This is a genomic window from Amycolatopsis sp. NPDC104819 (genome assembly GCF_055583145.1).
Genome location: NZ_JBVJON010000019.1, coordinates 85,678 through 105,852, shown reverse-complemented (window position 1 = coordinate 105,852; position 20,175 = coordinate 85,678). Strand labels below are relative to the sequence as shown.

Annotated in this window: 23 protein-coding genes and 1 pseudogene; 13 read left to right on the top strand and 11 right to left on the bottom strand. The window is 72.2% G+C overall.

Annotation, left to right across the window (positions count from 1 at the left end):
• Positions 1–375: 375 nt before the first annotated feature.
• Positions 376–1,821: a MocR-like transcription factor YczR gene (gene yczR / locus ACZ63E_RS41770; protein ID WP_465341856.1), complete on the bottom strand. Its 1,446-nt coding sequence runs from the start codon at positions 1,819–1,821 to the stop codon at positions 376–378.
• Positions 1,822–1,882: 61 nt separating this feature from the next.
• Between yczR and yczE the strand changes: the two genes are divergently transcribed.
• Positions 1,883–2,530 carry a membrane protein YczE gene (yczE, locus tag ACZ63E_RS41765; RefSeq protein WP_465313791.1) on the top strand — a complete coding sequence of 216 codons (648 nt, stop codon included), beginning with the start codon at positions 1,883–1,885 and terminating at the stop codon, positions 2,528–2,530.
• Here the strand turns inward: yczE and ACZ63E_RS41760 are convergent.
• The gene (locus ACZ63E_RS41760; protein WP_465313790.1) at positions 2,527–3,054 is read right to left on the bottom strand and encodes a Clp protease N-terminal domain-containing protein; all 528 of its coding nucleotides are present in this window, start codon (positions 3,052–3,054) and stop codon (positions 2,527–2,529) included. The genes yczE and ACZ63E_RS41760 overlap by 4 nt on opposite strands.
• Positions 3,054–3,263 (bottom strand): helix-turn-helix domain-containing protein, encoded by a 210-nt coding sequence (locus ACZ63E_RS41755; RefSeq protein WP_284750436.1) that lies wholly within the window; start codon positions 3,261–3,263, stop codon positions 3,054–3,056. Before ACZ63E_RS41755 ends, ACZ63E_RS41760 begins: the two co-directional genes overlap by 1 nt.
• Before the next feature lie 91 nt (positions 3,264–3,354).
• Between ACZ63E_RS41755 and ACZ63E_RS41750 the strand changes: the two genes are divergently transcribed.
• Entirely contained in the window at positions 3,355–4,122 is a 768-nt protein-coding gene (locus ACZ63E_RS41750) for a protein phosphatase 2C domain-containing protein (protein ID WP_465341855.1), read from the top strand.
• A 53-nt stretch (positions 4,123–4,175) separates the two neighbouring features.
• Positions 4,176–4,739: pseudogene (locus tag ACZ63E_RS41745) on the top strand (DUF998 domain-containing protein); the annotation flags it as partial.
• Between the two features lie 81 nt (positions 4,740–4,820).
• On the opposite strand, the gene ACZ63E_RS41740 reads toward ACZ63E_RS41745, so the two are convergent.
• Both ACZ63E_RS41740 and ACZ63E_RS41735 read right to left on the bottom strand, forming a co-directional pair.
• The gene (locus ACZ63E_RS41740) at positions 4,821–5,843 is read right to left on the bottom strand and encodes a D-cysteine desulfhydrase family protein (RefSeq protein WP_465341854.1); all 1,023 of its coding nucleotides are present in this window, start codon (positions 5,841–5,843) and stop codon (positions 4,821–4,823) included.
• Positions 5,840–6,406 carry a dihydrofolate reductase family protein gene (locus ACZ63E_RS41735; protein WP_465341853.1) on the bottom strand — a complete coding sequence of 189 codons (567 nt, stop codon included), beginning with the start codon at positions 6,404–6,406 and terminating at the stop codon, positions 5,840–5,842. The genes ACZ63E_RS41740 and ACZ63E_RS41735 overlap by 4 nt, the downstream gene beginning before the upstream one ends.
• A 128-nt stretch (positions 6,407–6,534) precedes the next feature.
• On the opposite strand from ACZ63E_RS41735, the gene ACZ63E_RS41730 reads away from it, so the two are divergent.
• The 3 genes from ACZ63E_RS41730 to ACZ63E_RS41720 are packed head-to-tail and all read left to right on the top strand — an operon-like array spanning position 6,535 to position 9,334.
• Positions 6,535–7,926 carry an amidase gene (locus ACZ63E_RS41730; protein ID WP_465341852.1) on the top strand — a complete coding sequence of 464 codons (1,392 nt, stop codon included), beginning with the start codon at positions 6,535–6,537 and terminating at the stop codon, positions 7,924–7,926.
• Positions 7,893–8,468 (top strand): TetR/AcrR family transcriptional regulator, encoded by a 576-nt coding sequence (locus ACZ63E_RS41725; protein ID WP_465341851.1) that lies wholly within the window; start codon positions 7,893–7,895, stop codon positions 8,466–8,468. Before ACZ63E_RS41730 ends, ACZ63E_RS41725 begins: the two co-directional genes overlap by 34 nt.
• On the top strand, positions 8,468–9,334 hold the full coding sequence (locus ACZ63E_RS41720) for an oxygenase MpaB family protein (RefSeq protein WP_465341850.1): 867 nt from the start codon (positions 8,468–8,470) through the stop codon (positions 9,332–9,334). The genes ACZ63E_RS41725 and ACZ63E_RS41720 overlap by 1 nt, the downstream gene beginning before the upstream one ends.
• A 56-nt stretch (positions 9,335–9,390) precedes the next feature.
• On the opposite strand, the gene ACZ63E_RS41715 is transcribed toward ACZ63E_RS41720, so the two are convergent.
• Complete coding sequence (locus tag ACZ63E_RS41715; protein ID WP_465341849.1) at positions 9,391–9,942, bottom strand: CGNR zinc finger domain-containing protein; 552 nt, start codon at positions 9,940–9,942, stop codon at positions 9,391–9,393.
• Between the two features lie 53 nt (positions 9,943–9,995).
• On the opposite strand from ACZ63E_RS41715, the gene ACZ63E_RS41710 reads away from it, so the two are divergent.
• The 5 genes from ACZ63E_RS41710 (at position 9,996) to ACZ63E_RS41690 (ending at position 14,432) form a co-directional block, all read left to right on the top strand.
• Positions 9,996–10,850: an alpha/beta fold hydrolase gene (locus tag ACZ63E_RS41710; RefSeq protein ID WP_465341848.1), complete on the top strand. Its 855-nt coding sequence runs from the start codon at positions 9,996–9,998 to the stop codon at positions 10,848–10,850.
• A 96-nt stretch (positions 10,851–10,946) separates the two neighbouring features.
• Entirely contained in the window at positions 10,947–12,347 is a 1,401-nt protein-coding gene (locus ACZ63E_RS41705; protein ID WP_465341847.1) for a hypothetical protein, read from the top strand.
• The gene (locus tag ACZ63E_RS41700; protein WP_465341846.1) at positions 12,344–12,736 is read left to right on the top strand and encodes a FixH family protein; all 393 of its coding nucleotides are present in this window, start codon (positions 12,344–12,346) and stop codon (positions 12,734–12,736) included. Before ACZ63E_RS41705 ends, ACZ63E_RS41700 begins: the two co-directional genes overlap by 4 nt.
• A 15-nt stretch (positions 12,737–12,751) precedes the next feature.
• Entirely contained in the window at positions 12,752–13,894 is a 1,143-nt protein-coding gene (locus ACZ63E_RS41695) for a hypothetical protein (RefSeq protein ID WP_465341845.1), read from the top strand.
• On the top strand, positions 13,887–14,432 hold the full coding sequence (locus ACZ63E_RS41690; protein ID WP_465341844.1) for a hypothetical protein: 546 nt from the start codon (positions 13,887–13,889) through the stop codon (positions 14,430–14,432). The genes ACZ63E_RS41695 and ACZ63E_RS41690 overlap by 8 nt, the downstream gene beginning before the upstream one ends.
• A 131-nt stretch (positions 14,433–14,563) precedes the next feature.
• Here ACZ63E_RS41690 and ACZ63E_RS41685 read toward each other — a convergent pair whose 3' ends face one another.
• A complete protein-coding gene (locus tag ACZ63E_RS41685; RefSeq protein ID WP_465341843.1) occupies positions 14,564–14,818 on the bottom strand; it encodes a DUF397 domain-containing protein in 255 nt (84 codons plus the stop codon).
• Between the two features lie 562 nt (positions 14,819–15,380).
• On the opposite strand from ACZ63E_RS41685, the gene ACZ63E_RS41680 reads away from it, so the two are divergent.
• Positions 15,381–15,635, top strand: a complete 255-nt coding sequence (locus tag ACZ63E_RS41680; protein ID WP_465313776.1) for a hypothetical protein — start codon at positions 15,381–15,383, stop codon at positions 15,633–15,635.
• A 72-nt stretch (positions 15,636–15,707) separates the two neighbouring features.
• On the opposite strand, the gene ACZ63E_RS41675 is transcribed toward ACZ63E_RS41680, so the two are convergent.
• From ACZ63E_RS41675 to ACZ63E_RS41660, 4 genes are all read right to left on the bottom strand, one after another.
• The gene (locus ACZ63E_RS41675; RefSeq protein ID WP_465341842.1) at positions 15,708–16,313 is read right to left on the bottom strand and encodes a class I SAM-dependent DNA methyltransferase; all 606 of its coding nucleotides are present in this window, start codon (positions 16,311–16,313) and stop codon (positions 15,708–15,710) included.
• Positions 16,310–17,158, bottom strand: a complete 849-nt coding sequence (locus tag ACZ63E_RS41670) for an SAM-dependent methyltransferase (protein WP_465341841.1) — start codon at positions 17,156–17,158, stop codon at positions 16,310–16,312. The genes ACZ63E_RS41675 and ACZ63E_RS41670 overlap by 4 nt, the downstream gene beginning before the upstream one ends.
• Positions 17,155–17,982, bottom strand: coding sequence for an SAM-dependent methyltransferase (locus ACZ63E_RS41665; protein WP_465341840.1), 828 nt, complete (start codon positions 17,980–17,982; stop codon positions 17,155–17,157). The genes ACZ63E_RS41670 and ACZ63E_RS41665 overlap by 4 nt, the downstream gene beginning before the upstream one ends.
• A gap of 100 nt (positions 17,983–18,082) precedes the next feature.
• Positions 18,083–18,946 (bottom strand): helix-turn-helix domain-containing protein, encoded by an 864-nt coding sequence (locus ACZ63E_RS41660; RefSeq protein ID WP_285482102.1) that lies wholly within the window; start codon positions 18,944–18,946, stop codon positions 18,083–18,085.
• A gap of 236 nt (positions 18,947–19,182) precedes the next feature.
• On the opposite strand from ACZ63E_RS41660, the gene ACZ63E_RS41655 reads away from it, so the two are divergent.
• Positions 19,183–20,103, top strand: a complete 921-nt coding sequence (locus tag ACZ63E_RS41655; protein ID WP_465341838.1) for an MBL fold metallo-hydrolase — start codon at positions 19,183–19,185, stop codon at positions 20,101–20,103.
• The last annotated feature ends 72 nt before the right edge of the window (positions 20,104–20,175 follow it).

Sequence of the window (20,175 nt, the reverse complement as noted above, 5' to 3'; positions counted from 1 at the left end):
CGCTCTCTATCCTGATCCAGTGGCAGGGGGTAGGATAACCCCCCCCCCCCCCCCCCCCCCCCCCCCCCCCCTCCGCCCTCCCCCCCCCCCCCCTCCCCCCCCCCCCCCCCCCCCCCCGGGACCCACACCGGGCGAGCTCCGGGAGCCCTTGCTCACCGCGCCGAGCGAGGACTCGCAGTACCGAGAGCACGCCTGAACCGCCGGCTTCCCGGCACGTCGAGGGGCTGTGCCGGGAAGCCAGCGGTTACCCGCGAACGGGGTCACGTCCGTGAGCGGGGGTGTGAACGACGAACCGGTGCGCTGGATGCACATGAACGCCGCCCATCCCTGGGAGCAGGCTCGCATCCAGCGCACCGGTTCGTTTTTTGTCCGCCTTCAGGCGATCGGCGCGGCGAGCGAGTCCGGTGTCCCGCTGACCGACGCCGCCGCGGCGCCCAGCCGGCGGACAGCCTCTTCCATCGTCTCCGGCGGCAGGGAGAACGGCAGGCGGAGCCAGCGCTCCAGGCCGCCGTGGACCCCGAACCGCGAGCCCGGCGCCACCTGGACGCCGTGGCTCGCCGCCGCGACCGCGAGGCGTGAGCTCACCGGCTCCGGCATCCGGCACCACAGCGACAGGCCGCCCTTCGGCACCGTGAACGTCCACTCCGGCAGGTGCCGGTGCACGGCGTCGGCGAGCGCGTCGCGGTAGCCGCGCAGCTCTTCACGACGGCGGGCCAGCGCGCTCTCGTCGTCGAGCAGCTCGGTCAGCACGAGCTGCTCGAACACCGGTGACCCCAGGTCGACCGCATAACGCGCCGAGACCAGCCGGCCGAGCAGGTCCTCCGACGCGCGGATCCAGCCCAGCCGCAGGCCACCCCAGTGGGTCTTCGACGCCGAGCCGACGCAGATCACCAGGTCACCGGCGAACGCGGCCAGCGGCGGCGGCCCGTCGAGGGGGTCGCCTTCGAGGTCCAGCTCGACGAGCGTCTCGTCGACGACCACCGGAGTGCGGGCGCGGGCGAGCACGGCGCCGAGCCGTTCGCGGCCCTCGGCGTCCAGGCGCAGGCCGGTCGGGTTCTGGAAGTCGACCACGAGGTACCCGAGCCGCGGGGACGCCTGGCGCAGCGCCGCGTCGATCCCGGTGATGTCCCAGCCGCGCTCGCCGGCCGGGTCGAGCGCGACCGGCACCGGGATGGCGTGCGCGGCGCGGATCGCCTCGAGGGCGTTCGGGTAGGTCGGCTGCTCCACCAGGACCCGGTCACCCGGGCCCGCGAGCATCCGCAGGACCAGGACGAACGCGTGGTGCGCGCCGTTGGTGACCATCACCTGCGCGGGGGTCGTCGGCAGCCCGCGTTCGGTGTAGCGCCGGGCGATCCGCTCCCGCAGGGCGAGCAGGCCGCGCTCCTGGTACCCGTGGTCGCCGAGGTGGTCGGCGAGGCGGACGCGGGCCGCGTCGACCGCCGCCGCCGTGCCCGGGATGGCCGGCGAGGACGCGTGGGTGAAGTCGATCGCGCCGCCCCCGGCCGGGGCGAGCGGGCCGCGGCGACGCCGCCCGGGCGCGGCGACCCACGACCCCGCGCCCCGGCGGCTCGCGACGAACCCGTTCTCCCGCAACCGGTCCAGGGCCGCGCCGATCAGCGTCCGGCTGGCGCCGAGCGCGTCGGCGAGCTCCCGCTCGGCGGGCAGCCGGGTGCCGAGCGGGAGCTGGCCGTCGAGCACCTGCAGCTCGATGGCCGCGGCGAGGTCGGCCGCGCCCTGGCGTGAGCCTTGACGCCACGAGCCCAGCATGACGGCCAATCGAGGACCAGAGATGCGTCCACCGAGTGGGACAGTGGCTTCCATAAGGCCAATATCCTGGAATTGGCTATGGTTTACAAGGCCACTTGCGGCGGATAGTGCAGGGGTGGCTCAGATCGATCTCCGGCCCGTCCGGATCTCCCGTGACCCCGTCCGCCGCAGTGCCCAGCTGCTCGGCGGCCTCGCCCTCTACGGCACCAGCGTCGCCCTGGTCACCCGCGCCGGCCTCGGCCTGGAGCCGTGGAGCGTGCTGGCCGAAGGCGTCCTGAAGCACACCGGGCTGACGTTCGGCACGGTGACCGGCCTGATCTCCGTCGTCGTGCTCCTGCTGTGGATCCCGCTGCGCCAGCGGCCCGGCATCGGCACCATCGCGAACGTCGTGGTCATCTCGGTCATGGTCGACGCCGTCCGGGCGCTGGTCCCGGACCAGCACGACCTGGCCTGGCAGATCGTGCTGCTGGCCGGCGGGATCACGCTGAACGGCGTCGCGACGGCCACCTACGTCGGCGCGCGGCTCGGCCCGGGCCCGCGGGACGGCCTGATGACCGGGCTCGCGGGGCGCACCGGCTGGTCGGTCCGGCTGGTGCGCACCGGCATCGAGGTCACCGTCGTCGCGGTGGGTTTCCTGCTCGGCGGGACCGTCGGCGTGGGCACGGTGCTCTACGCCCTCGCCATCGGGCCGCTGACCCAGGCGCTGCTGCCGCTCGTGGTGTGGCGTGAACCGCAGCGCGAGGAGCAGGAGCCCGTTCACTAGCTCGCCTTGCGCTGCTGCACCACCCGGCGCAGCGTGACGTAGTCGGCGCCGTGGCGCGCGAGGACGTCGTCGGTGCCGCGCTGCTGGGCCAGCGCCAGCAGGATGTGCTCCTGGCCCAGGTGCTTGTCGCCGAGCCGGACGGCTTCCTTCAGGCTCAGCTCGAGCGTCTTCTTCGACTGGCTGGTGAAGGGGATGTGCCCGCGTTTGGCCGGGCCGAGCCGGCCGGCGAGGGCGCCCTCGCCGTGGGCCTGCTCGATCCGTTCGACGATCTGCTCGACGTTGATGCCGAACTCGGTGAGCGCCTCGGCGTCGGCGTCGCTGACCCCGCCGCGGCGCCGGGTGCGCTCCAGTTCCGCGGCGACGTCTTCGGCGGCGATGCCCAGCTCGGCGAGCAGCGGAACCTCGGTCCGCACCAGCCCGGCGAGCAGGTGGGCCGGCGCGATCTCCACCGAGCCGGACTCCCGCGCCACGATCTGCGCCTCGACGACCGCCGTTCGCGCGTCGGTGGTGAACCTCTCGAACATCAGTGCCTCCCGTACTTCTTGTGCACGGCCTGCCGGCTGACCCCCAGCTCGGCGGCGATCTCCTGCCATGACCAGCCGTTGATCCGCGCGCTGCGGACCTGCACGGCCTCCAGTTGTTCCACCAGCCGCCGGAGCGCGGCGACCGCTCGCAGTCCCACCCGGGGATCGCGGTCGCCGGCCCGGGCGGCCAGGTCCGTCGCTTCCGTCATGCCTGTCAACCTACGTTGACAATCGACGCGTGTCAACCTGAGTTGACAGCTTCAGCGCGAAGCCTCGAGGGGTGGGCCGTACAGTCGGGTGATGCCCGAGATCGTGATCGCCGAGCGGGCCGGGGTGGGCGCCGACGGCCACCCCCGCCCGACCGAAGACCACGTCGTCGTGCTGGACAACGCGGTCCTGGTCCTCGACGGCGCCACCTCACCGGACCCCTCGCTCCCCCCGGGCGGCTGGTACGCCGAACGCCTGGCGCGGCGCCTCGCCGACGACCTCCTCGCGGCCCCCGAAGCCGACCTCACCGACGTCCTGACCCGCGCGATCGCCGCCGTGACGACCGAGAACGCGTTGCGGCCGCGGCAGTCGCCGTCGAGCACGGTCGCCGCCGTGCGCTGGCTCGACGACCGCGTCGACGCCCTCGTCCTGGCCGACAGCCCGGTGGTGGGCTTCGGCCGCTTCGGCGTCGACGTCGTCTCGGACGACCGGCTCGCCGGCCTGCGGCGCCGCGGGATGCTCCAGACCGGCGCCGACGTCCGGCGTCGCCGCAACGCCCACGACGGCTTCTGGGTCGCCGAAGCCGACCCCGGCGCGGCCGCGCACGCGATCCGCCGCAGCTGGCCGCGCGACGCCGTCGACGCCGTCCTGCTCGCCAGCGACGGTGTCTCCATCGGCGTCGACCAGTACCACCTGTTCGACTGGCGCGAAGTCCTGGCGATCACCCGCGCCGACGGGCCGGACGCCGTGCTGGCCGCCGTCCGCACCGCCGAAAAGCAGGACCCGGACGGCGAACGCTGGCCGCGGCCGAAGCGCCACGACGACCAGGCACTGGTGCTGGCCGACTTCTCTCGGGGGTGAATTCAGGGTCTTCCCCGATCACGGCCGTCCCGTTGTCCGAGAACCTGAACGCCATGGGGACGGAACAGGGGAAGCGCACGAGACCGTGGCGGCTCGTGGCGTTCGGGGCGATCGGCTGGGGGCTGTTCACGGCCGTGGTGCTGCACATCATCAGCTCGCACGACCCGGTGTACGACACGCTGTCGAGCTACACCGTCACCGACCGCGGCGAAGGGATGCTCGGGGCGAGCGTGCTGTCGCTGGCGATCGGCTCACTGGCGGTGCTGGGCGCGCTGCAGGTCGCCGGGGTGCCGTTGTCGCGGACGACGCGGCTGCTGCTCACGCTCTGGTCGCTCGGCATGGCCGCGGCCGCGATCTTCCCGGCGAGCTACCCGGAGGCGCCCGACCCGGTGAGCGGCGAGATCCACCTCTACGCGTGCCTGGTCGCGTTCCTCAGCCTGCCCGGCGCCGCGTTCTCGCTGCTGGAACCGCTGAAGGGACGGCCGGAGTGCGTGCTGCTCGTCCGCGCGATCCGGCTGACCGCGGTGGCGTTCGCCTTCTTCGCCCTGAGCTTCGTGTTCGTGCGGCTCAGCGAAGCCGGCGTCGAGCCGTTCCCCGAGGTGTCGAACCTGCTGCCGATCGGGGTCACGCAACGGCTGCTGCTGCTCGCCGACGTCGGGCTGCTGTTCACCCTGCTGCGGGTCGCGACCCGCGTGGAGTCAGCCCTCGACGGCCGCCGCGAATTCGGGGCCGTAGCCGTACAGGCCGGGCATGCCGCCGGTGTGCAGGAACACCACGTGCTCGTCCGGGGCGAAGTGGCCCGCCCACTCGACCAGGGCAGCGGCCACCTTGCCGCTGTAAACCGGGTCGAGCACGACGCCTTCCGTGCGCCCGAACAGCTTTAGCGCGTCCCAGACGGCGTCGGTCGGGATGCCGTAACCGGGGCCGAGCGTGGAGTCGCCCAGCCGGACGTGGTCGAGCGACGGCGGTTCGACGCCGAGCAGCTTGGCCGCGCCGGCGGTGAGTTCGCGCAGGTTCTCCGTGGCCTCGTCGAGCGGGTGGCTGACGCAGGCGACGCCGACCCCGAGGCCGCCGAGCAGCCCGGTGGCCAGCGCCACCCCGGCCGCCGTGCCGCCGCTGGCGTGCGGGACGACGAGGTGGGCTCGGTCGATGCCGCGGTCGGCGAGCTGGGTCGCGAGCTCGTACGTGGCACGGACGTAGCCGAGCACACCCAGCTCGTCGGACCCGCCGACCGGGATCGTGGCGACCTTGCGGCCTTCCGCGGCGGCTTCGGCGACGAGCCGGTCGTACGTCCGGCCGGTCTCCTCGCCGTCGGCGCACACGTGCACCGTCGCGCCGAAGAGCCAGTCGAGCGGGATGTTGCCGGAGTGCTCGTACGCTTCGCCGGCACGCGGGACCTTCGCGGTCAGGACGAGCTCGCAGCGCAGGCCGAGTTTCGCGCAGGCCGCGGCGGTCTGGCGGCCGTGGTTGGTCTGCAGGGCGCCGAAGGTGATCACGGTGTCCGCGCCCGCTTCGAGGGCAGCGCCGAGGTGGTACTCCAGCTTGCGGAGCTTGTTGCCGCCCGCGCCGAGCGGGTGCACGTCGTCGCGCTTGAGCAGGAGGTTCGGCAGGCCGAGCGCCTCGCCGAGGCGGGGCGCCGCGTGCAGCGGAGTCGGCCAGCCGCCCAGGTCGACGCGGGGAACGGCGTCCAATGCGGCGGTGGGGAACCCGTCGAAGTTCATGCCCCCACGATAGGGGCCGAGCACCGGTAGCGGAGCGCCGTGAACGTCCCCACGTCCCGGGCGTCGATCTTCTCGAGGGTGACGCCTTCGAGCGCGGGGTCGTCGAACAGCCGCAGCCCGGCGCCCAGCAGCACGGGCGCGACGTCGACGTGCAGTTCGTCGGCGAGGCCGGCCCGCAGGACCTGCCGGACCACGCTCGCGCCGATCGCCTTGACGGCCAGGTCGCCCGCGGCGGCCCTGGCCTGGGCGATCGCCGAGGCGATCCCGTCGGTGACGAACGTGAAGGTCAGGTTCTCGTCCTGCTTCGGCGGGACGGGCGGCGGGGTGTGGGTGACCACGAAGATCGGCGTCTGGAACTCGTAGTTGCCGACGTACCAGTCGGGGTCCTCGGCCATGTCGAACGTCCGCCGGCCCAGGACGACCGCACCGGTTTCGCGGATCAGCGCGGCCATGAACTCGCTGCCGTTCGACGCCGCGGGGTCGGACAGCCGGGCCGTCCTGCCCCGCCGGTCGGCGACAAACCCGTCGAGCGACATCGTCATGCCGGTGTGCACCGTGGCCATGGTTGCTCCTCCTGAAGTGGTTTCCCGGGTAGACGGCAGCGGCGCCGAAAACTCATCGGTGCGTCCAGGAGTAGCCGGAGACCACCGGTATCCGGTAACGTTCGTTCGAACGAACGAGACTTCCGGGGGTGCCCGTGACCGCAACGCCGAAGACCGGCCTCGACTTCACGGGCCTGACCGCCCAGGCCGCGCAGCTCGCCGCGGGTGAGGTCACCGCCGCCGAGCTCACCGCCGCGGCCCTCGGGCGCGCGCACGCGAGCCAGCCCACGCTCAACGCGTTCCGGCACCTCCGCGACGCCGAAGCTCCCCTCGAAGCCGCCGAAGCCGACCGGCGGCTCGCGGCCGGCGAGCGGGCTCCCCTGCTCGGCGTGCCCGTCGCGATCAAGGACGACGTCGACCTCACCGGCCTGCCGACGGCGTTCGGCTGCGCCGGGGACTTCCCGTCCGCGACGGCCGACGCGCCCGCCGTCGCGCTGCTGCGGGAAGCCGGCGCCGTCATCATCGGCAAGACGAACACCCCCGAGCTGGGCCAGTGGCCGTTCACCGAGGGCCCGGCCTTCGGCGTGACGCGCAACCCGTGGCACCCCGGCCACACCCCCGGGGGTTCTTCGGGCGGGAGCGCGGCCGCGGTGGCGTCGGGGGCCATCGCGGCCGCGCTCGGGTCCGACGGCGCCGGCTCGGTGCGCATCCCCGCCGCGTGGACCGGGCTCGTCGGCGTCAAGACCCAGCGCGGCCGGATCCCGACCGACGGCGAGCTGTTCCACGGCCTGACCGTGCTCGGCCCGCTCGCCCGGACCGTCGAGGACGCCGCCCTGCTGCTCGACGTCGCCGCCGCCACCGGCAGCACGTTCCGGACCGCCGCCGCGCGCGAGCCGGGCAGGCTCCGGATCGGCCTGTCGACGCGGATCCCGTTCACCGCCACCAAAACGCGGCTCGACCCGGTCGTCGAAGCCGCCGTGCGCCGGCTCGCCGAGTCGCTCGCCGGGCTGGGCCACGAGATCGTCGAGGTCGAACCGGACTACGGGCTCATCGGCCTGACGTTCCTGCCGCGCTCGCTCACCGGCGTCCGCGACTGGACGTTGCGCGTGCCGGACCGCACTGGGCTCGACAAGCGCACGCGCAGCAACGCGAGCCAAGGCCGCCTGCTGGCCGGGCCCGCGCTGCGGCTCGCCCGGGCCCTCGAGCCCGGGCTGCACCGGCGGATCGGCTCGGTGTTCGGCCGCGTCGACGTCCTGCTGACGCCGACCACCGCGACCCCGCCGCCGCCGATCGGCACCTTCGACGGGCTGTCCGGCTGGGAGACCGACCAGGCCATGATCGCCGCCTGCCCGTACGCTTGGCCGTGGAACGTGCTGGGCTGGCCGGGGGTCAACGTCCCGGCCGGGCTCACGGCCGGCGGGCTCCCGCTCGGAGCCCAGCTGCTCGGCCCGTCGCACGCCGAGGAGCGGCTGATTTCGCTTGCCGCGCAACTGGAAGAGGTCGAACGGTGGCCGGAGCGGCATCCCGAGACAAGCTGGTAAGCACCCGGGACGCCATCCTGCGCGGCGCGCTGACCGTCGTCGGCGAACACGGGGTCGGCGGGCTGACCAACCGCCGGATCGTGGCCGCCGCCGGTGTCTCGCTCGGCACGCTGACCTACCACTTCCCCAGCCAGACGGCGTTGCTGCGCGAGGCGATGCTGATGTTCGTCGAGGACGAGACGGCGAAGCTCGGCGCGATCGTCGACGGCTACCGCGCGGCCGGCCTCAGCGTCGAGCAGGCGGCGTCGGTCGTCGAGCACGTGATCGCGCAGCTGCCGTTCGGCACCGACGAGCTCGGCGCGCACGAGCTGTACCTCCAGTCCGCGCGCGATCCGGAGCTGCAGGAAGCTTCTTCGCGCTGCTTCGCGGCGTACGACGAGCTGGCCGTGACGATCCTCGAAGCCCTGGGCGTGCCCGACCCGCGCCGGCTGGCCGGGCCGGTGGTGGCGCTGATCGCCGGGCTGCAGCTGCGCCGCCTGGCCACCGGCGACACCGCGACGCCGGTCGCCGAGCCGCTGATGATGCTGATCCGCGGCGCGTGATGGCCCGGCCCGTCGTCCGCGGCACGGCGGCGTGGAAGTACTTCGGCGACTTCCGCGACGGGCTGCTGGCGGGCCAGGTCCTGGTGCTGCAGGTGGCGCACCCGGTGGTGGCGGCAGGGGTGCGTGACCACTCGGACTACACGGCGGACCCGTGGACCCGGCTGATGCGCACTGGCGCGTCACTCTCGATCTACGTCTACGGCGGTGCTGCCGGGGCCCGGGTGGAAGCGGCGCGGTTGCGTGCCTTGCACCGGTCGTTCACGGGCTCTGCGGACGGACGCCGTTACAGCGCGCTGAACCCCGAGGCCTATGCCTGGGTGCACGCGACGCTGGTGAAGGTTCCGGTTGACGCTCAACGGTTCTTCGGGCGTCCACTGTCCACTTCGGAGCTTGACGAGTACTACGCGCAGATGTGCGACATCGGCCGGGTGCTCGGCGTGCGCGAGGGTGATCTGCCGCCGGACTGGGCGGCTTTCGAGCGCTACTACGACTCGATGGTGGCCGGGTTCGCCGGGAACCCGACGATCGACCAGCTCTTCGAGACGATCCGGACGGTGGGCAAGCCGGTGCGGTGGCTGCCCGATTCGGCGTGGCGGTGGCACGCCCGGATCCAGATGTTCCTGCTGCGCGCGACGTTGCCGCCCGGCCTCCGGGACCGCCTCGGTCTACAGTGGACTCTTCGCGACCAGCGGCGGTTCCGGCGTTTCGCCGCGGTGGTGCGAATCTTCTCGACGCCGATCCCGGCCTGGGTGCGGACGGCGCACATGCGCTGGATCGGCAAGCTCAACGTCTGGCTCCGCGCCCACCCGAAGGTGTACCAGCGCCTGGTCCGCGGCAACGGCCCCGGCTCGGCGCAAGGCTCGTGAGTGGTTAGGGCGGTTCTAACCGCCCTAACCACTCACGAGCAGCCGCGGCAGGGTGCTCAGTCGCGGGCGCTGGTCCGGGCGTAGTGGGCGCGGGCCTTGGCGCGGTTGCCGCACCGGGCCATCGAGCACCACTGCCGGTTCCGCCGCGGCGAGGCGTCGCAGAACCGCAGCCCGCAGTCGTCCGCCACGCACACCCGCACCGAAGCGTCGCCGGCGGCCAGGTCGATCGCGTCCGCCGCCAGCGCCGCGAACGCCGCCGCCACCGGGTCCTTCGGCGCGGGCACCTCGCGGCGCAGCACACCGTCGGCCAGGGCCAGCCGCGGCGGGGGCGCCGGGGCCGAGGCCGCCGCGTTGTTCACCAGGTCGATGTCCATCTTGTCCGGCGGCCCGTCCGCGAGCAGCACCCGGTCCACGGCTTCCCGCAACGCCTTGGCCGCCAGCAGGTTCCCGGCCGTCACCGGCACGGGCCCGGTCGTGAACCCCGCGAGGGACAGCCAGTCCGTCAGCGCGCCGGGCCCGGTCAGCAGCTCGACACCGCCGTCGTGCCGGCTGCGCAGCGTGTTGACGAGGTCGAGGCACGGCCGTCCGCCGTCGAAGACCCACTCCATGCGCTCATTCTAACCCTTGAAGACAGTTAGAAGCACCGCTACCGTCTAACCCTATGAACCGGTTAGAGACCACCGCCACCGTCAACGGGCTCCGGATGCACTACCTCACGGCCGGCGACGGCCCGCCGCTGTTCCTGCTCCACGGCTGGCCGCAGACGTCGCACTGCTGGCACCGGGTCCTCGAACCCCTCGCCGAGACCCACACCGTCATCGCCCCCGACCTCCGCGGTTACGGCCGCACGGACAAACCGAGGACCGGCTTCGACAAGCGCACGATGGCCGCTGACGTCGCCGCGCTCGCCGAGCACCTCGGGTTCGGCACGGTCGCGGTCGCCGGCCACGACCGCGGCGGCCGGGTCGCCCACCGCTGGGCGCTCGACCGGCCGGACCAGGTCGAGCGCCTCGCCGTCCTCGACATCGCCCCGACCCGCGCGATGTGGCAGCGGCTCGACACCGGCGTCGCGAAGGCCTACTGGCACTGGCTCTTCCACCTCCAGCCCGACCTGCCGGAGCTGCTCGCCGGCCAGAACGTCGCCGGCTACCTCGGGTACTTCTTCGAACGCTGGACCTACCAGCGCCACCGCCTCGACCCCGACGCCGTCGCCGAATACGTCCGCGCCTTTTCCCAGCCCGGCGCCCTGCGCGCCGGTTTCGACGACTACCGCGCCTCCTTCCCGGACGACGCCGAGCTCGACGACGCCGACTTCGCCGCCGGAAAGCGCATTACCCAGCCACTTCTCGCGCTGTGGGGCGCGAACGGCCTGCTCGGCACCCTGCCGACGCTGGAGATCTGGCAGGAGTACGCCACCGACGTCACCGGTGCGGCCCTGGCCGAATGCGGTCACTTCCTGCCCGAGGAGCAGCCCGGGGAAGTCGTCTCCCACCTGCGGAAGTTCCTGAACCCCTGAGGACCCCGGGGGTCCCGGTCCCCCGGACTGGGGACCGGAGTTCCCTCCCCGCCGTGACGCCCGCCACCCTTCGCCGTCGCTAGGTTCGGACCCACGATGGGGAAGAAACCGAAATTCGCGTTGTTGCTGCTGCTGACCGTGCTGGGGATCGCGGCCGGCGGCGGCACGGCGCACGCCGACGGCGCGCCGTCGGGCACCGACGTCCAGGTCGCCCAGACGCTCGGCGCGCGTGAGCTGACCGTGATCATCCGCCGGGTCGACACGACGCCGTCGCCGCTGCGGATCGACGTCGTGACGCACCAGGGCACCGCGCCCGGGGTGCTGCACCTGACCGCCGCGGCCGGCGGGGTCGTGACGTCGCGGGCCGACGTCACCCTCGGCGCCGAACCCGGCGTGTACCCGGGAAGTCTCCAAGTCGACAAGCCCGGGCCGTGGCTGCTGTCGGTGAGCGACGGCGCCGGTCCGGCCGCCACGATCCCGTTCCTCGTGCCCGCGCGGGTGGTGCCGCCGTGGGAGAAGGCGACCTACGGCGGGTTCGTCGCCGCGGGCGCGTTCCTGCTGATCGCGCTCGCGGTGGGCGTTCGGGCGAAGCGGACGGCGTACGCGCTGGTCCCGGCGGGCGCGGTGGTCGCGGCGATCGCCGTCGCGGTCACCGGCGCGCTGCTGTCGGCGAGCACACCCCCGCCGCCGGCGCCGGGCAGCCAGCTCGACCCGACGTTCGACAACGTCACGGACCCGTACGGGAACCTTCCGCTGTCCACAGTGGACTACTCGCGGACGCCGGTGAACCTGGCCGTGCACGCCGAGGGCAGTGCGCTGAAGCTGAGCTTCGCCGACGGCGCCACCGGCCTGCCGGTCGACGACCTGCTCGTCCACGACAACGCGCTGGTGCACCTCGTCCTCGTCTCGCCGTCCGGGCGGATGAGCCACCTGCACCCGGTGCGGGTCGGCCCCGGCGACTACCGCGTGCACGTCGCCGACCCGGAAGCGGGCACCTACGCCGTCGCCGCGGAGCTCGTCCGGCGCGGCGGCGGTGTCCAGCTCGCCCGGTCCACTGTGGACCTGCAGGGCACCGCCGCGCCCGCGCCCGAACCGCCCGGCGCCGGGCCGCGGACGGTGGACGGCACCCCGGTCGACCTCACGATCGGCGAGGGAACACCGACCACCGTCACCGCGCACTTCCGGACCCAGGACCTGCAGCCGTGGCTGGGCATGCTCGGCCACCTCATCGTCGCCGGTCCGATCACCGGGCCGGACGTCGGCTCGGCCGCCGCCAAGGCCCCGACGTGGGCGCACGTCCACGCCATGACACCGCCGGTCGCGGGGCAGGTCGACCGCCCCGACGAGACCGTGGCCGCCTACGGCCCCTACGTCGGCTTCACCTACACCTTCACCGCGCCCGGGGAGTACCGGATCTGGCTGCAGGCCGAACGCGGCTACCGCGTGCTGACGATCCCCGCCATCGTGGAGGTCCCGACGACAGGAGCCTCCCGATGAAACGCCCCAAGATGCTGATCGCCGTCGTCGCGCTGGTGGTCGTGGCCGGTGTCACCTGGCTGCTCTGGCCCGGCGGCAGCGCGAAAGCCTCCTCGCAGCAAGCGGTTTCCGGCCCGTACACGGTCCAGTTCTCGGCGGACGAGCCGCGCATCGGCGGCAACACGTTCGCTCTCGCGGTGACCGGACCCGCGCCCGACAGCGTGCTGGTCGAACCGGTCATGGCGCAGATGGGCCACGCGTTCCCACCGGTGCTCGCCGTGGCGGAGAGCACCGACCGCTTCCGCGCCTCGGGTGTCTCCCTGCCGATGTCCGGGCAGTGGGAGATCACCGTGTCCGTGCGCGGCCCCGGCGGGCCCGCCCAAGTCGTTTTTCCGTTGCTGGTCAAGTAGAAAGGGTCGGGGGAAATGGATCTCACCGCATCCGGCGTGCGCACCACGTCGGTGGCGAAACCGGCGCGGACGGGCTTGCTGCCCGCGAACGTCGTGCTCGGGGGGTCACTGCTGTCACTGGTCGGGCTGACCTGGGACATCCAGTGGCACAGTGACGTCGGGCCCGACACGTTCTTCACGCTGCCGCACCTGTTCCTGTATTCGGGCAGCGCGGTCGTCGGCCTGGCGAGCCTCGCCGTCGTGCTGCTGACGACGGCGGCGCGGCGCGCGGGCCGTCCGGTCGACCCGCGGGTCGGCGGCCGGGTGGTCAACGTCTTCGGCCGGACTTTCGCGGCCCCGCTGGGTTATCTGGTGTCGGGGGTCGGCGCCGCGACATTCCTGCTGTACGGCCTGTGGGACCAGTGGTGGCACGGACTCTACGGCTTCGACGCGGTCATCGACTCGCCGCCGCACATCGGGCTGCTGCTGTCGATCACGGTGTCGCTGATCGGCACCACCGCGGTGTTCGCCGCGGCTCGCGAGCACCGCTGGGGCCGGATCGGCACGCTGGCGTCGTTGACCGTGCTGCTCACGTTCGGGCCGGTGCTGGCGCTCGGCCTGCAGCAAGTGCCGGACGACTACGCCGACGCCGTCTCGATCGGCTGCTCGATGATGGCGGTGCTGCTGGTCGCGGTCGGCGCCGGGTTCGTGCGCCGCCCGGGCGGCGCGCTCGGCGTCGCGGCGATGGTCGCGGCCGTCCAGGCGCTCTTCTGGTGGTTTTCGCCGTGGGCGGCGCAGACCTACGCCGACCTCGTCGGGCTGCCGATGCGCGACGCGATCTCCGGGGTGCCGGAGATGCCCGCGCTGACACCGATGGTGCTGCTGCCGGTGGCCGCGCTGATGGAGCTGGGGTACCTGCTCGGCCGGCGGCGCGGGTGGCGCGCGGGGCGTGTTTCCGTGGCCGTGGGCGGGATCGCCGGGCTGCTGATCGGCCTGAGCCTGCCGGTGCAGCGGTCCCTGCTCTACACCGGCGCGCACGTGCCGCCGGTCTGGTACCTGGCCACGACCGCCGTGCTCAGCGCGGCGCTGGGGCTGCTCGGCGGGTTCGCCGGGTGGCGGTTCGGCGGGATGCTCTGCCTGCTGGCGCCCGCGAAGAAGGGGGAAACCGCTGATGCGTAAGGCACTTTTGGCGCTGTCCGCCGTGGCGGGGCTGCTGTTCGCCACGGCGGCGCCGGCGAACGCCTACGAGCCGGTGAACATCGTGCACACCGAGCACGTGCAGGCCGGGCCGTACGGGATGACGATCGGGTTCAGCACCTGGCCGCTGAAGGCCCAGCAGTCACTGGACTTCACCTTCATCCCCGACGGCGGGATCGAGGACAAGTCGGGGACGCTCACGATGATCAACCCGGAAGGGGGCAAGAACCGCACGCAGCCGCTGGTCCGCCACCCGCGCAAGCGGGAGGTGTGGGGGCTCGACGTCCGGTCGATGCCCCGGCCGGGGGAATGGACGTTCCGCTTCGCCGTCACCGGCCCGGCGGGGTCCGGCACCGGCGACCTGCGCGGGCTGCCGGTGCTGGAACAGCCCGGGCCGCCGATGGGCTTCAGCTGGGCGATCAGCACCCTGCCGTTGATCGGGCTGGTGGTGCTGATCGTGCTGGCCTGGCGCCGGACCCGCGGGCGGCTGCGCGGCGGGGAGCTTCCGGCAATCGGGTGAGATTTCACTCACAATCGGCGTGCAGGCGTACTCACGCCGGCGCGAAGGCCTCCTTCTCCCCAGAGGGGAAGGGGGCCTTCGCCATTCTTGTACACGAGTGGGTGATCATGATCACCTCCGCGGGGGAGGGATCAGGCGGGCAGGTCGAACTGCCCCGCCTTGACGGCGATCAGGAACGCTTCCCACTCGGCGGTGTCGAACACGAAGACGGGGCTGGTCGCGAGCTTGGTGTCGCGGACGCCGATCAGGCCTTCGCGGCCCAGGTTGACCTCGACGCAGCTGCCGCCGTTGGGCTCGCTGGCGAACGACTTCTCCCAGGACGCCTCTTCGAACAGGGACACGGCCGTGCTCGGATCGTAATCCGCGAACGACGGATAATCCGCCATGGGTCGTACCTCCGTGGCTCGATGGGGGGCGCGGCCGCGACTGGGTCGAAGGTACCCGCTCCCGGCTACTCAGTGTCTCAATGGAGTACTGCGCAGGGCCAAGCGGGTGATCAACTAGCTCCGGCCTCGACATGAAGATTATTCCAGGAGTAGGATTAATCGCATCGGCCGGGGCACCGGCGTCGGTGAACGACTGCCTGCATGCGACGGGCGGTTTCGGACCGTCGCCGGACACGTCCCGGAGACCGGTCAACCCACCCACCGCAGGACCTCATGGGGGAGGAACAGCGTGATCGTCGAGGACAGCGCGCCACCGAGCGTGCTGGTCGTGGGCAGGCTCGCCAAGGGAACCGCAGGCGAAGCCCGCCGAGTGGTCCACGTCTTCGGGCTGGACTCCGCACGCAGCGACTCAACGTTGGTCCGAACCAAGTGCGGGGAAGCGCTTTCCCGCGCCGACGTGGAATGGCTGGCCCCCGGGGCCGGCATGCCGTGCGAACCCTGTCTCGGACTGACCGGCGGCGAACGCGCCCGGTCACCGCGACGAGAGCTGGGGGTGTAGACGATGGCCGTCCGGCTGAACTCGCTTTTCCGCCGTGAAGAGGAAGAACACCGTGGCCGCAAGGGGATCGCGCACGAGCTGCGCAACCGCTTCGGTTTCAGCCTGATCCAGGCGCCGCTGCGCAAGACGACGACGTGGGCGGCCGACCAGGACCTCCCGCACCAGCGGCACTCCGACGGCTTCCGCACCAGCCGGCCGCTGGAAACCGCGATCGACCTGAGCCCGCTCCTGCGCGGCCGCGTCGGCTCGCGCGCCTAGACCCGAACCGCCCGCACCACCACAGAAGAGCCCCGGTTCCCTGATGGGACCGGGGCTCTCGCCGTTGTGCGGCTACGGTTTCCGCAGCAGAAGGGCGCCGTGGCCGAAGCGCTCCTTCTCACCCGGCTCGCGGTGGATCCGCCCCACCTCGGCCAGTCCCGCCGCACCCGCCAGCCGCACCAGCTCGTCCAGCGGCCAGCGGTACGCCGTCGTGACCGCGTGGTCGAACGGCGTCACCACGTCGCCCTCGGATTCGAAGCACCCCAACAGAACGTGACCGCCGGGGGCCAACGTCCGGGTGAACTCCGCGAAGTAGCCCGGAATCTCCGCCGGCGGGGTGTGGATCATCGAGTACCAGGTCAGGATGCCCGCCAGGGACGCGTCGGGGATGTCCAGCGCGGCCATCGAACCGACGTCGAAACGCAGGTCCGGCGCGTGCTCGCGGGCCAGCTCGACCATCGCCGGGGTGAGGTCGACGCCGAACACGTCCAGGCCGAGGTCGCGCAGGTGCGCCGTGACGTGGCCGGGCCCGCAGCCGAGGTCGGCCACCGGCCCGGCGCCGCGGACGCTGTCCGCGAACGCCGCCCAGGCCGCGCGGTCCAGCGCCGACGCGTCCCAGAACTCGAGGGAGAACTCGGCGTACCGGACGGCGAGGGCGTCGTAGGCGGCCGCTGTCACGGTTTGCGGCCGAGGCCGCAGATGTGACCGACGAACGACGGGTCGTTCGCGAGCTTCTTCGTGGCCCGCGACTCGATCTCCTCCGGGTGCCACTCCGGCAGGTACACGATGCCCGGCTCGACGAGCTCCAGGCCCTCGAAGAACGACGTGAACTCCGCCTTGCTGCGCAGGTGCAGCGGGGTGCTCGACTTCTTGTACTGCTCCACGATCGACGCGCGGCTGTCGTGGTCGGCCAGCGCGTCGAGACCCTCGGTGGTCAGGTGCGAGGACAGGAAGTACGAGCCGGACGGCAGCAGCGACAGGTACTTCTGGATGGTCTGGGCCACCGGCTCGTCCTCGCCGAGGAAGTAGAGCACGCCCACGATGATCAGCCCGATCGGCCGGTTCGGGTCGAGGACGCCGGTGTCGAGCGCGCGCTTCCAGATGTCGGCCGGGTCGCGCAGGTCGCCCTGCAGCACCGCGTGCCGGTCGGCGACACCCTCCTTCTCCAGCAGCACCTGCGAGTGCGCCACCGCGACCGGCTCGTTGTCGACGTAGACGCAGCGGGCGTTCGGGTTCACCTCGGCCGCGACCTCGTGCACGTTGCCGACGGTCGGGACGCCGGAGCCGAGGTCGAGGAACTGGTCGATGCCGTTGCGCGCCAGGTAGCGGACGCCGCGGCCGAGGAAGTCCCGGCCGACGCGGGCGACGGTCTTGATCATCGGGAAGGTCTTGACCGCCTGTTCGCCGAACTGGCGGTCGATGGCCCAGTTGGCGTCGCCGCCGAGGAACCAGTCGTAGATGCGGGCGGCGTTCGGCCGTTCGAGGTCGACGCCTTCCGGGGCTTCGGGGTCCTGCGTGGTCATGCCATTCCTCCAGGCTTGCGGCCGACACCGCCGACCACGCTCGCGAGGGGGACCGTGGCGGCGCCGGGCTCGGGGCGCCACTCTCCCACAGGCACGATCCCGGGCTCGACGACGTCGAAGTTACCGAAGAACGCGGCGATCTCGTCGAGCGACCGGCACACCGCGGGTGAGCTCGACCGTTCGGACAACTTGACCAGCCGCCGGCACTGCGCCAGCTCGTCACCCGAGACGCCGGATTCGGTCGCGTGCGAGAGCACGAACGCCGAGCCCGGCGCGAGCAGCGTCCGGTAGTCGCGGATCGCTTCGCGCACACCGGTGACGTCCGGCAGGAAGTGCAGCACCGCCACGCCGAGCAGGCAGATCGGCCGGTCCGGGTCGAGCACGCCGCTGGCCAGGGCGGCTTCCCAGACTTCGACGGCGTCCCGCAGGTCGGCGTGCAGCACGGCGTGCCGCTCGGGATCGCCTTCCTCGTCGAGCAGGATCCGCCCGTGCGCGACGGCCACCGGCTCGTTGTCGACGTAGACGCAGCGGCTGTCGTCGCTGTGGTCGTCGGCGACCTCGTGGACGTTGCCCGCGGTCGGGATGCCGGAGCCGAGGTCGAGGAACTGCGTGATGCCGAGCGAAACGCAGTAGCGGACGGCCCGGCCGAGGAAGGCGCGGTTGGCCCGCGCGAGGGTCTTGGCGAGCGGGAAGACCTCCAGGGCCTGCTCGCCGTACTGCCGGTCGACGGCCCAGTTCGCGGTGCCGCCGAGCGCCCAGTCGTAGATCCTCGCCACGTTCGGCCGGTCGAGGTCCACGGCCTCGGGGAGGAAGTCGGGGTCCACGATGTCCCCTTCGGGCGGCACTTCCGGTGGACAGGGGCGCAACAGGCCCACTCTACCGACAGTTGTTCACCACCCGGGACCCTTCACACCGCCGTTCGCCCTATTGGAGCTGCTGCATCTGGCCGCGGTAACCCTCCGCGAGCTCCTTGAGGAACTGCCGGGTCTCCTGGCGCTCCAGCGCGGCCCCACGCAGCCTGTCCCACGAGTCGACGAAGATGTTGAAGTCCTTAACGTCGTCGAGGTACAGCCCGCCGGCCGAGTGCTCGATGTAGACGAAGTCCCGGGTGCGGTCCGGGAACCGCATGATCGTGAAGTCGTTGGGCACCGCGGCCAGGCGCGCGCCGAAGGGCAGCACGTGCACGTAGACCCGCGGGTGCCGTTCGAGCGAGAGCAGGTGCTCGACCTGGTCCAGCATCACCGCGGGCGCGTAGCCGCCCGGGGCGCGGCGCAGCGCGCCCTCGCTGATGATGAACCGGTAGTACGGCGGCTGCTGCTGCTCGAACACCGCCTTGCGGTCGAGCCGGTTGCGCACCAGCGACGTCACGTCGGTGGCGCCGAACTCGGTGAACTGCTTGAGCATGTAGTGCTCGGACTGCAGCGGGCCGGGGATGCGCTCACCGTGCCAGGTGAGGATCTCCGCGGCCGCGGGCTCCAGGTCCGTGAAGGTGCGGAACCAGTGCGGCACCACCGAGCGGTAGCCCGACCAGTGGCCGCGTTGCCCGGCGGCGGCCCGCGCCAGGTTCATCAGCGTGTCGGCTTCTTCGCCGTTGATCCCGAACGCGTTCAGCATCGATCGCACATCCCCGAGCTTCACCCCGACGGCACCGGACTCGATCTTGTTGACCTTGCCCTGGGTGCAGCCGAGAACCTCGGCGACCTGCTGCTGTGTCATCCGCGCCGCGGTGCGGGCATGCCGGAGCTCGTTTCCGAGCTGCTTCCGGCGCGAGGTGACGGTGCTGGCCATCGCCCTGCTCTCCCGGACCACTACCAAGCGACGGCGGCCTCCCGGTCGCCGTCGCGCGCGAACTATCGAACCCACCCAGGCTAGTGCTTGACCTTGCGGATCTCGATGATGACATCGCGCAGCGTTCCAGGAAATGACGCGGAATGCCAGTCACCTGTGTCTTCACTCGCCTGGACCAGCGGATTCGTGACCTTTCGCCCAACCGGCGGGCAGCGGTCTGGGGCATAGTGGTGCGCGTGACCGATCGCTCGCCCTCCGCCGCCGCCGTCACCCGGCTGGCCGACCGGGTCCACGGGTACGTCCAGCCGGACGGCTCCTGGTACATCAACAACTGCGGGGTCGTCGACGCCGGTGACCACACCGTGCTGATCGACACCTGCTCCACCGAGCGCCGCACGCGGGCGCTGCTGGCGGCCGTCGAAGGCGCCACCGGCAGCCCGGTGACCACGCTGGTGAACACCCACCACCACGGTGACCACACCAACGGCAACTACCTGGTCGAGGGCGCCACGGTCATCGGCCACCGCAAGACCCGCGAGCTGATGGTCGCCGAAGGCATCCAGACGTTCGAGGGCATCTTCACCGGCAGCGACTGGGGCGAGCTGCGGTCGCGCCCGCCCGAGGTCGTGTTCGACGACCGGCTGACCGTCCACGCCGGCGACGTCACGATCGAGCTGATCCACCCCGGCCACGCGGCCCACACGACCAACGACGTCCTGGTCTGGCTGCCGGAGGAGCGCGTCCTCTATGCCGGTGACCTGGTGTTCAACGGCGGCAGCCCGTTCGCGCTGATGGGCTCGGTCGCCGGCTGGCGCGCCGGGCTCGACGTGATCCGGGAGCTGTCACCCGAGGTGATCTTGCCTGGTCACGGCGGTCCTTGTGACCTGTCGGTGGTCGACACGGTCGACGCGTACCTGAAGTTCCTCCAGGAGACGGCGAAGCGCGGGAAGGCCGCCGGGCTGTCGCCGCTGGAGCTGGCGAAGGAGACGGACCTGGGTCCGTTCGAGGCGCTTTCCGAGCAGGAGCGGCTGCCCGGCAACCTGCACCGCGCGTACGCCGAGCTGGACGGCGCCGAGTGGGGCGCGCCGATCGACCTCGCCGCCGCGGTCACGGACATGGTGGCGTTAAACAAGGGCCCGATCCGCTGCTTCTCCTGAACTGAGTGAGCTGCTCCTCCGTGGCCTTCCATGAGGCGTCGATCGGACTAGGGTCTGAATCGAGAGAGTCTT

What these genes read in the sequence shown, in the direction of transcription:
- ACZ63E_RS41740 (WP_465341854.1), bottom strand. Translation starts at nt 5,843, where the DNA reads ATGAACTTCGACGGGTTCCCCACCGCCGCATTGGACGCCGTTCCCCGC.
- ACZ63E_RS41720 (WP_465341850.1), top strand. Translation starts at nt 8,468, where the DNA reads ATGGCCCGGCCCGTCGTCCGCGGCACGGCGGCGTGGAAGTACTTCGGC.
- ACZ63E_RS41660 (WP_285482102.1), bottom strand. Translation starts at nt 18,946, where the DNA reads ATGGCCAGCACCGTCACCTCGCGCCGGAAGCAGCTCGGAAACGAGCTC.
- ACZ63E_RS41735 (WP_465341853.1), bottom strand. Translation starts at nt 6,406, where the DNA reads ATGGCCACGGTGCACACCGGCATGACGATGTCGCTCGACGGGTTTGTC.
- ACZ63E_RS41750 (WP_465341855.1), top strand. Translation starts at nt 3,355, where the DNA reads ATGCCCGAGATCGTGATCGCCGAGCGGGCCGGGGTGGGCGCCGACGGC.
- ACZ63E_RS41700 (WP_465341846.1), top strand. Translation starts at nt 12,344, where the DNA reads ATGAAACGCCCCAAGATGCTGATCGCCGTCGTCGCGCTGGTGGTCGTG.
- ACZ63E_RS41680 (WP_465313776.1), top strand. Translation starts at nt 15,381, where the DNA reads ATGGCCGTCCGGCTGAACTCGCTTTTCCGCCGTGAAGAGGAAGAACAC.
- ACZ63E_RS41710 (WP_465341848.1), top strand. Translation starts at nt 9,996, where the DNA reads ATGAACCGGTTAGAGACCACCGCCACCGTCAACGGGCTCCGGATGCAC.
- ACZ63E_RS41685 (WP_465341843.1), bottom strand. Translation starts at nt 14,818, where the DNA reads ATGGCGGATTATCCGTCGTTCGCGGATTACGATCCGAGCACGGCCGTG.
- ACZ63E_RS41695 (WP_465341845.1), top strand. Translation starts at nt 12,752, where the DNA reads ATGGATCTCACCGCATCCGGCGTGCGCACCACGTCGGTGGCGAAACCG.
- yczR (WP_465341856.1), bottom strand. Translation starts at nt 1,821, where the DNA reads ATGGAAGCCACTGTCCCACTCGGTGGACGCATCTCTGGTCCTCGATTG.
- ACZ63E_RS41670 (WP_465341841.1), bottom strand. Translation starts at nt 17,158, where the DNA reads ATGACCACGCAGGACCCCGAAGCCCCGGAAGGCGTCGACCTCGAACGG.
- ACZ63E_RS41705 (WP_465341847.1), top strand. Translation starts at nt 10,947, where the DNA reads ATGGGGAAGAAACCGAAATTCGCGTTGTTGCTGCTGCTGACCGTGCTG.
- ACZ63E_RS41690 (WP_465341844.1), top strand. Translation starts at nt 13,887, where the DNA reads ATGCGTAAGGCACTTTTGGCGCTGTCCGCCGTGGCGGGGCTGCTGTTC.
- ACZ63E_RS41760 (WP_465313790.1), bottom strand. Translation starts at nt 3,054, where the DNA reads ATGTTCGAGAGGTTCACCACCGACGCGCGAACGGCGGTCGTCGAGGCG.
- ACZ63E_RS41715 (WP_465341849.1), bottom strand. Translation starts at nt 9,942, where the DNA reads ATGGAGTGGGTCTTCGACGGCGGACGGCCGTGCCTCGACCTCGTCAAC.
- ACZ63E_RS41755 (WP_284750436.1), bottom strand. Translation starts at nt 3,263, where the DNA reads ATGACGGAAGCGACGGACCTGGCCGCCCGGGCCGGCGACCGCGATCCC.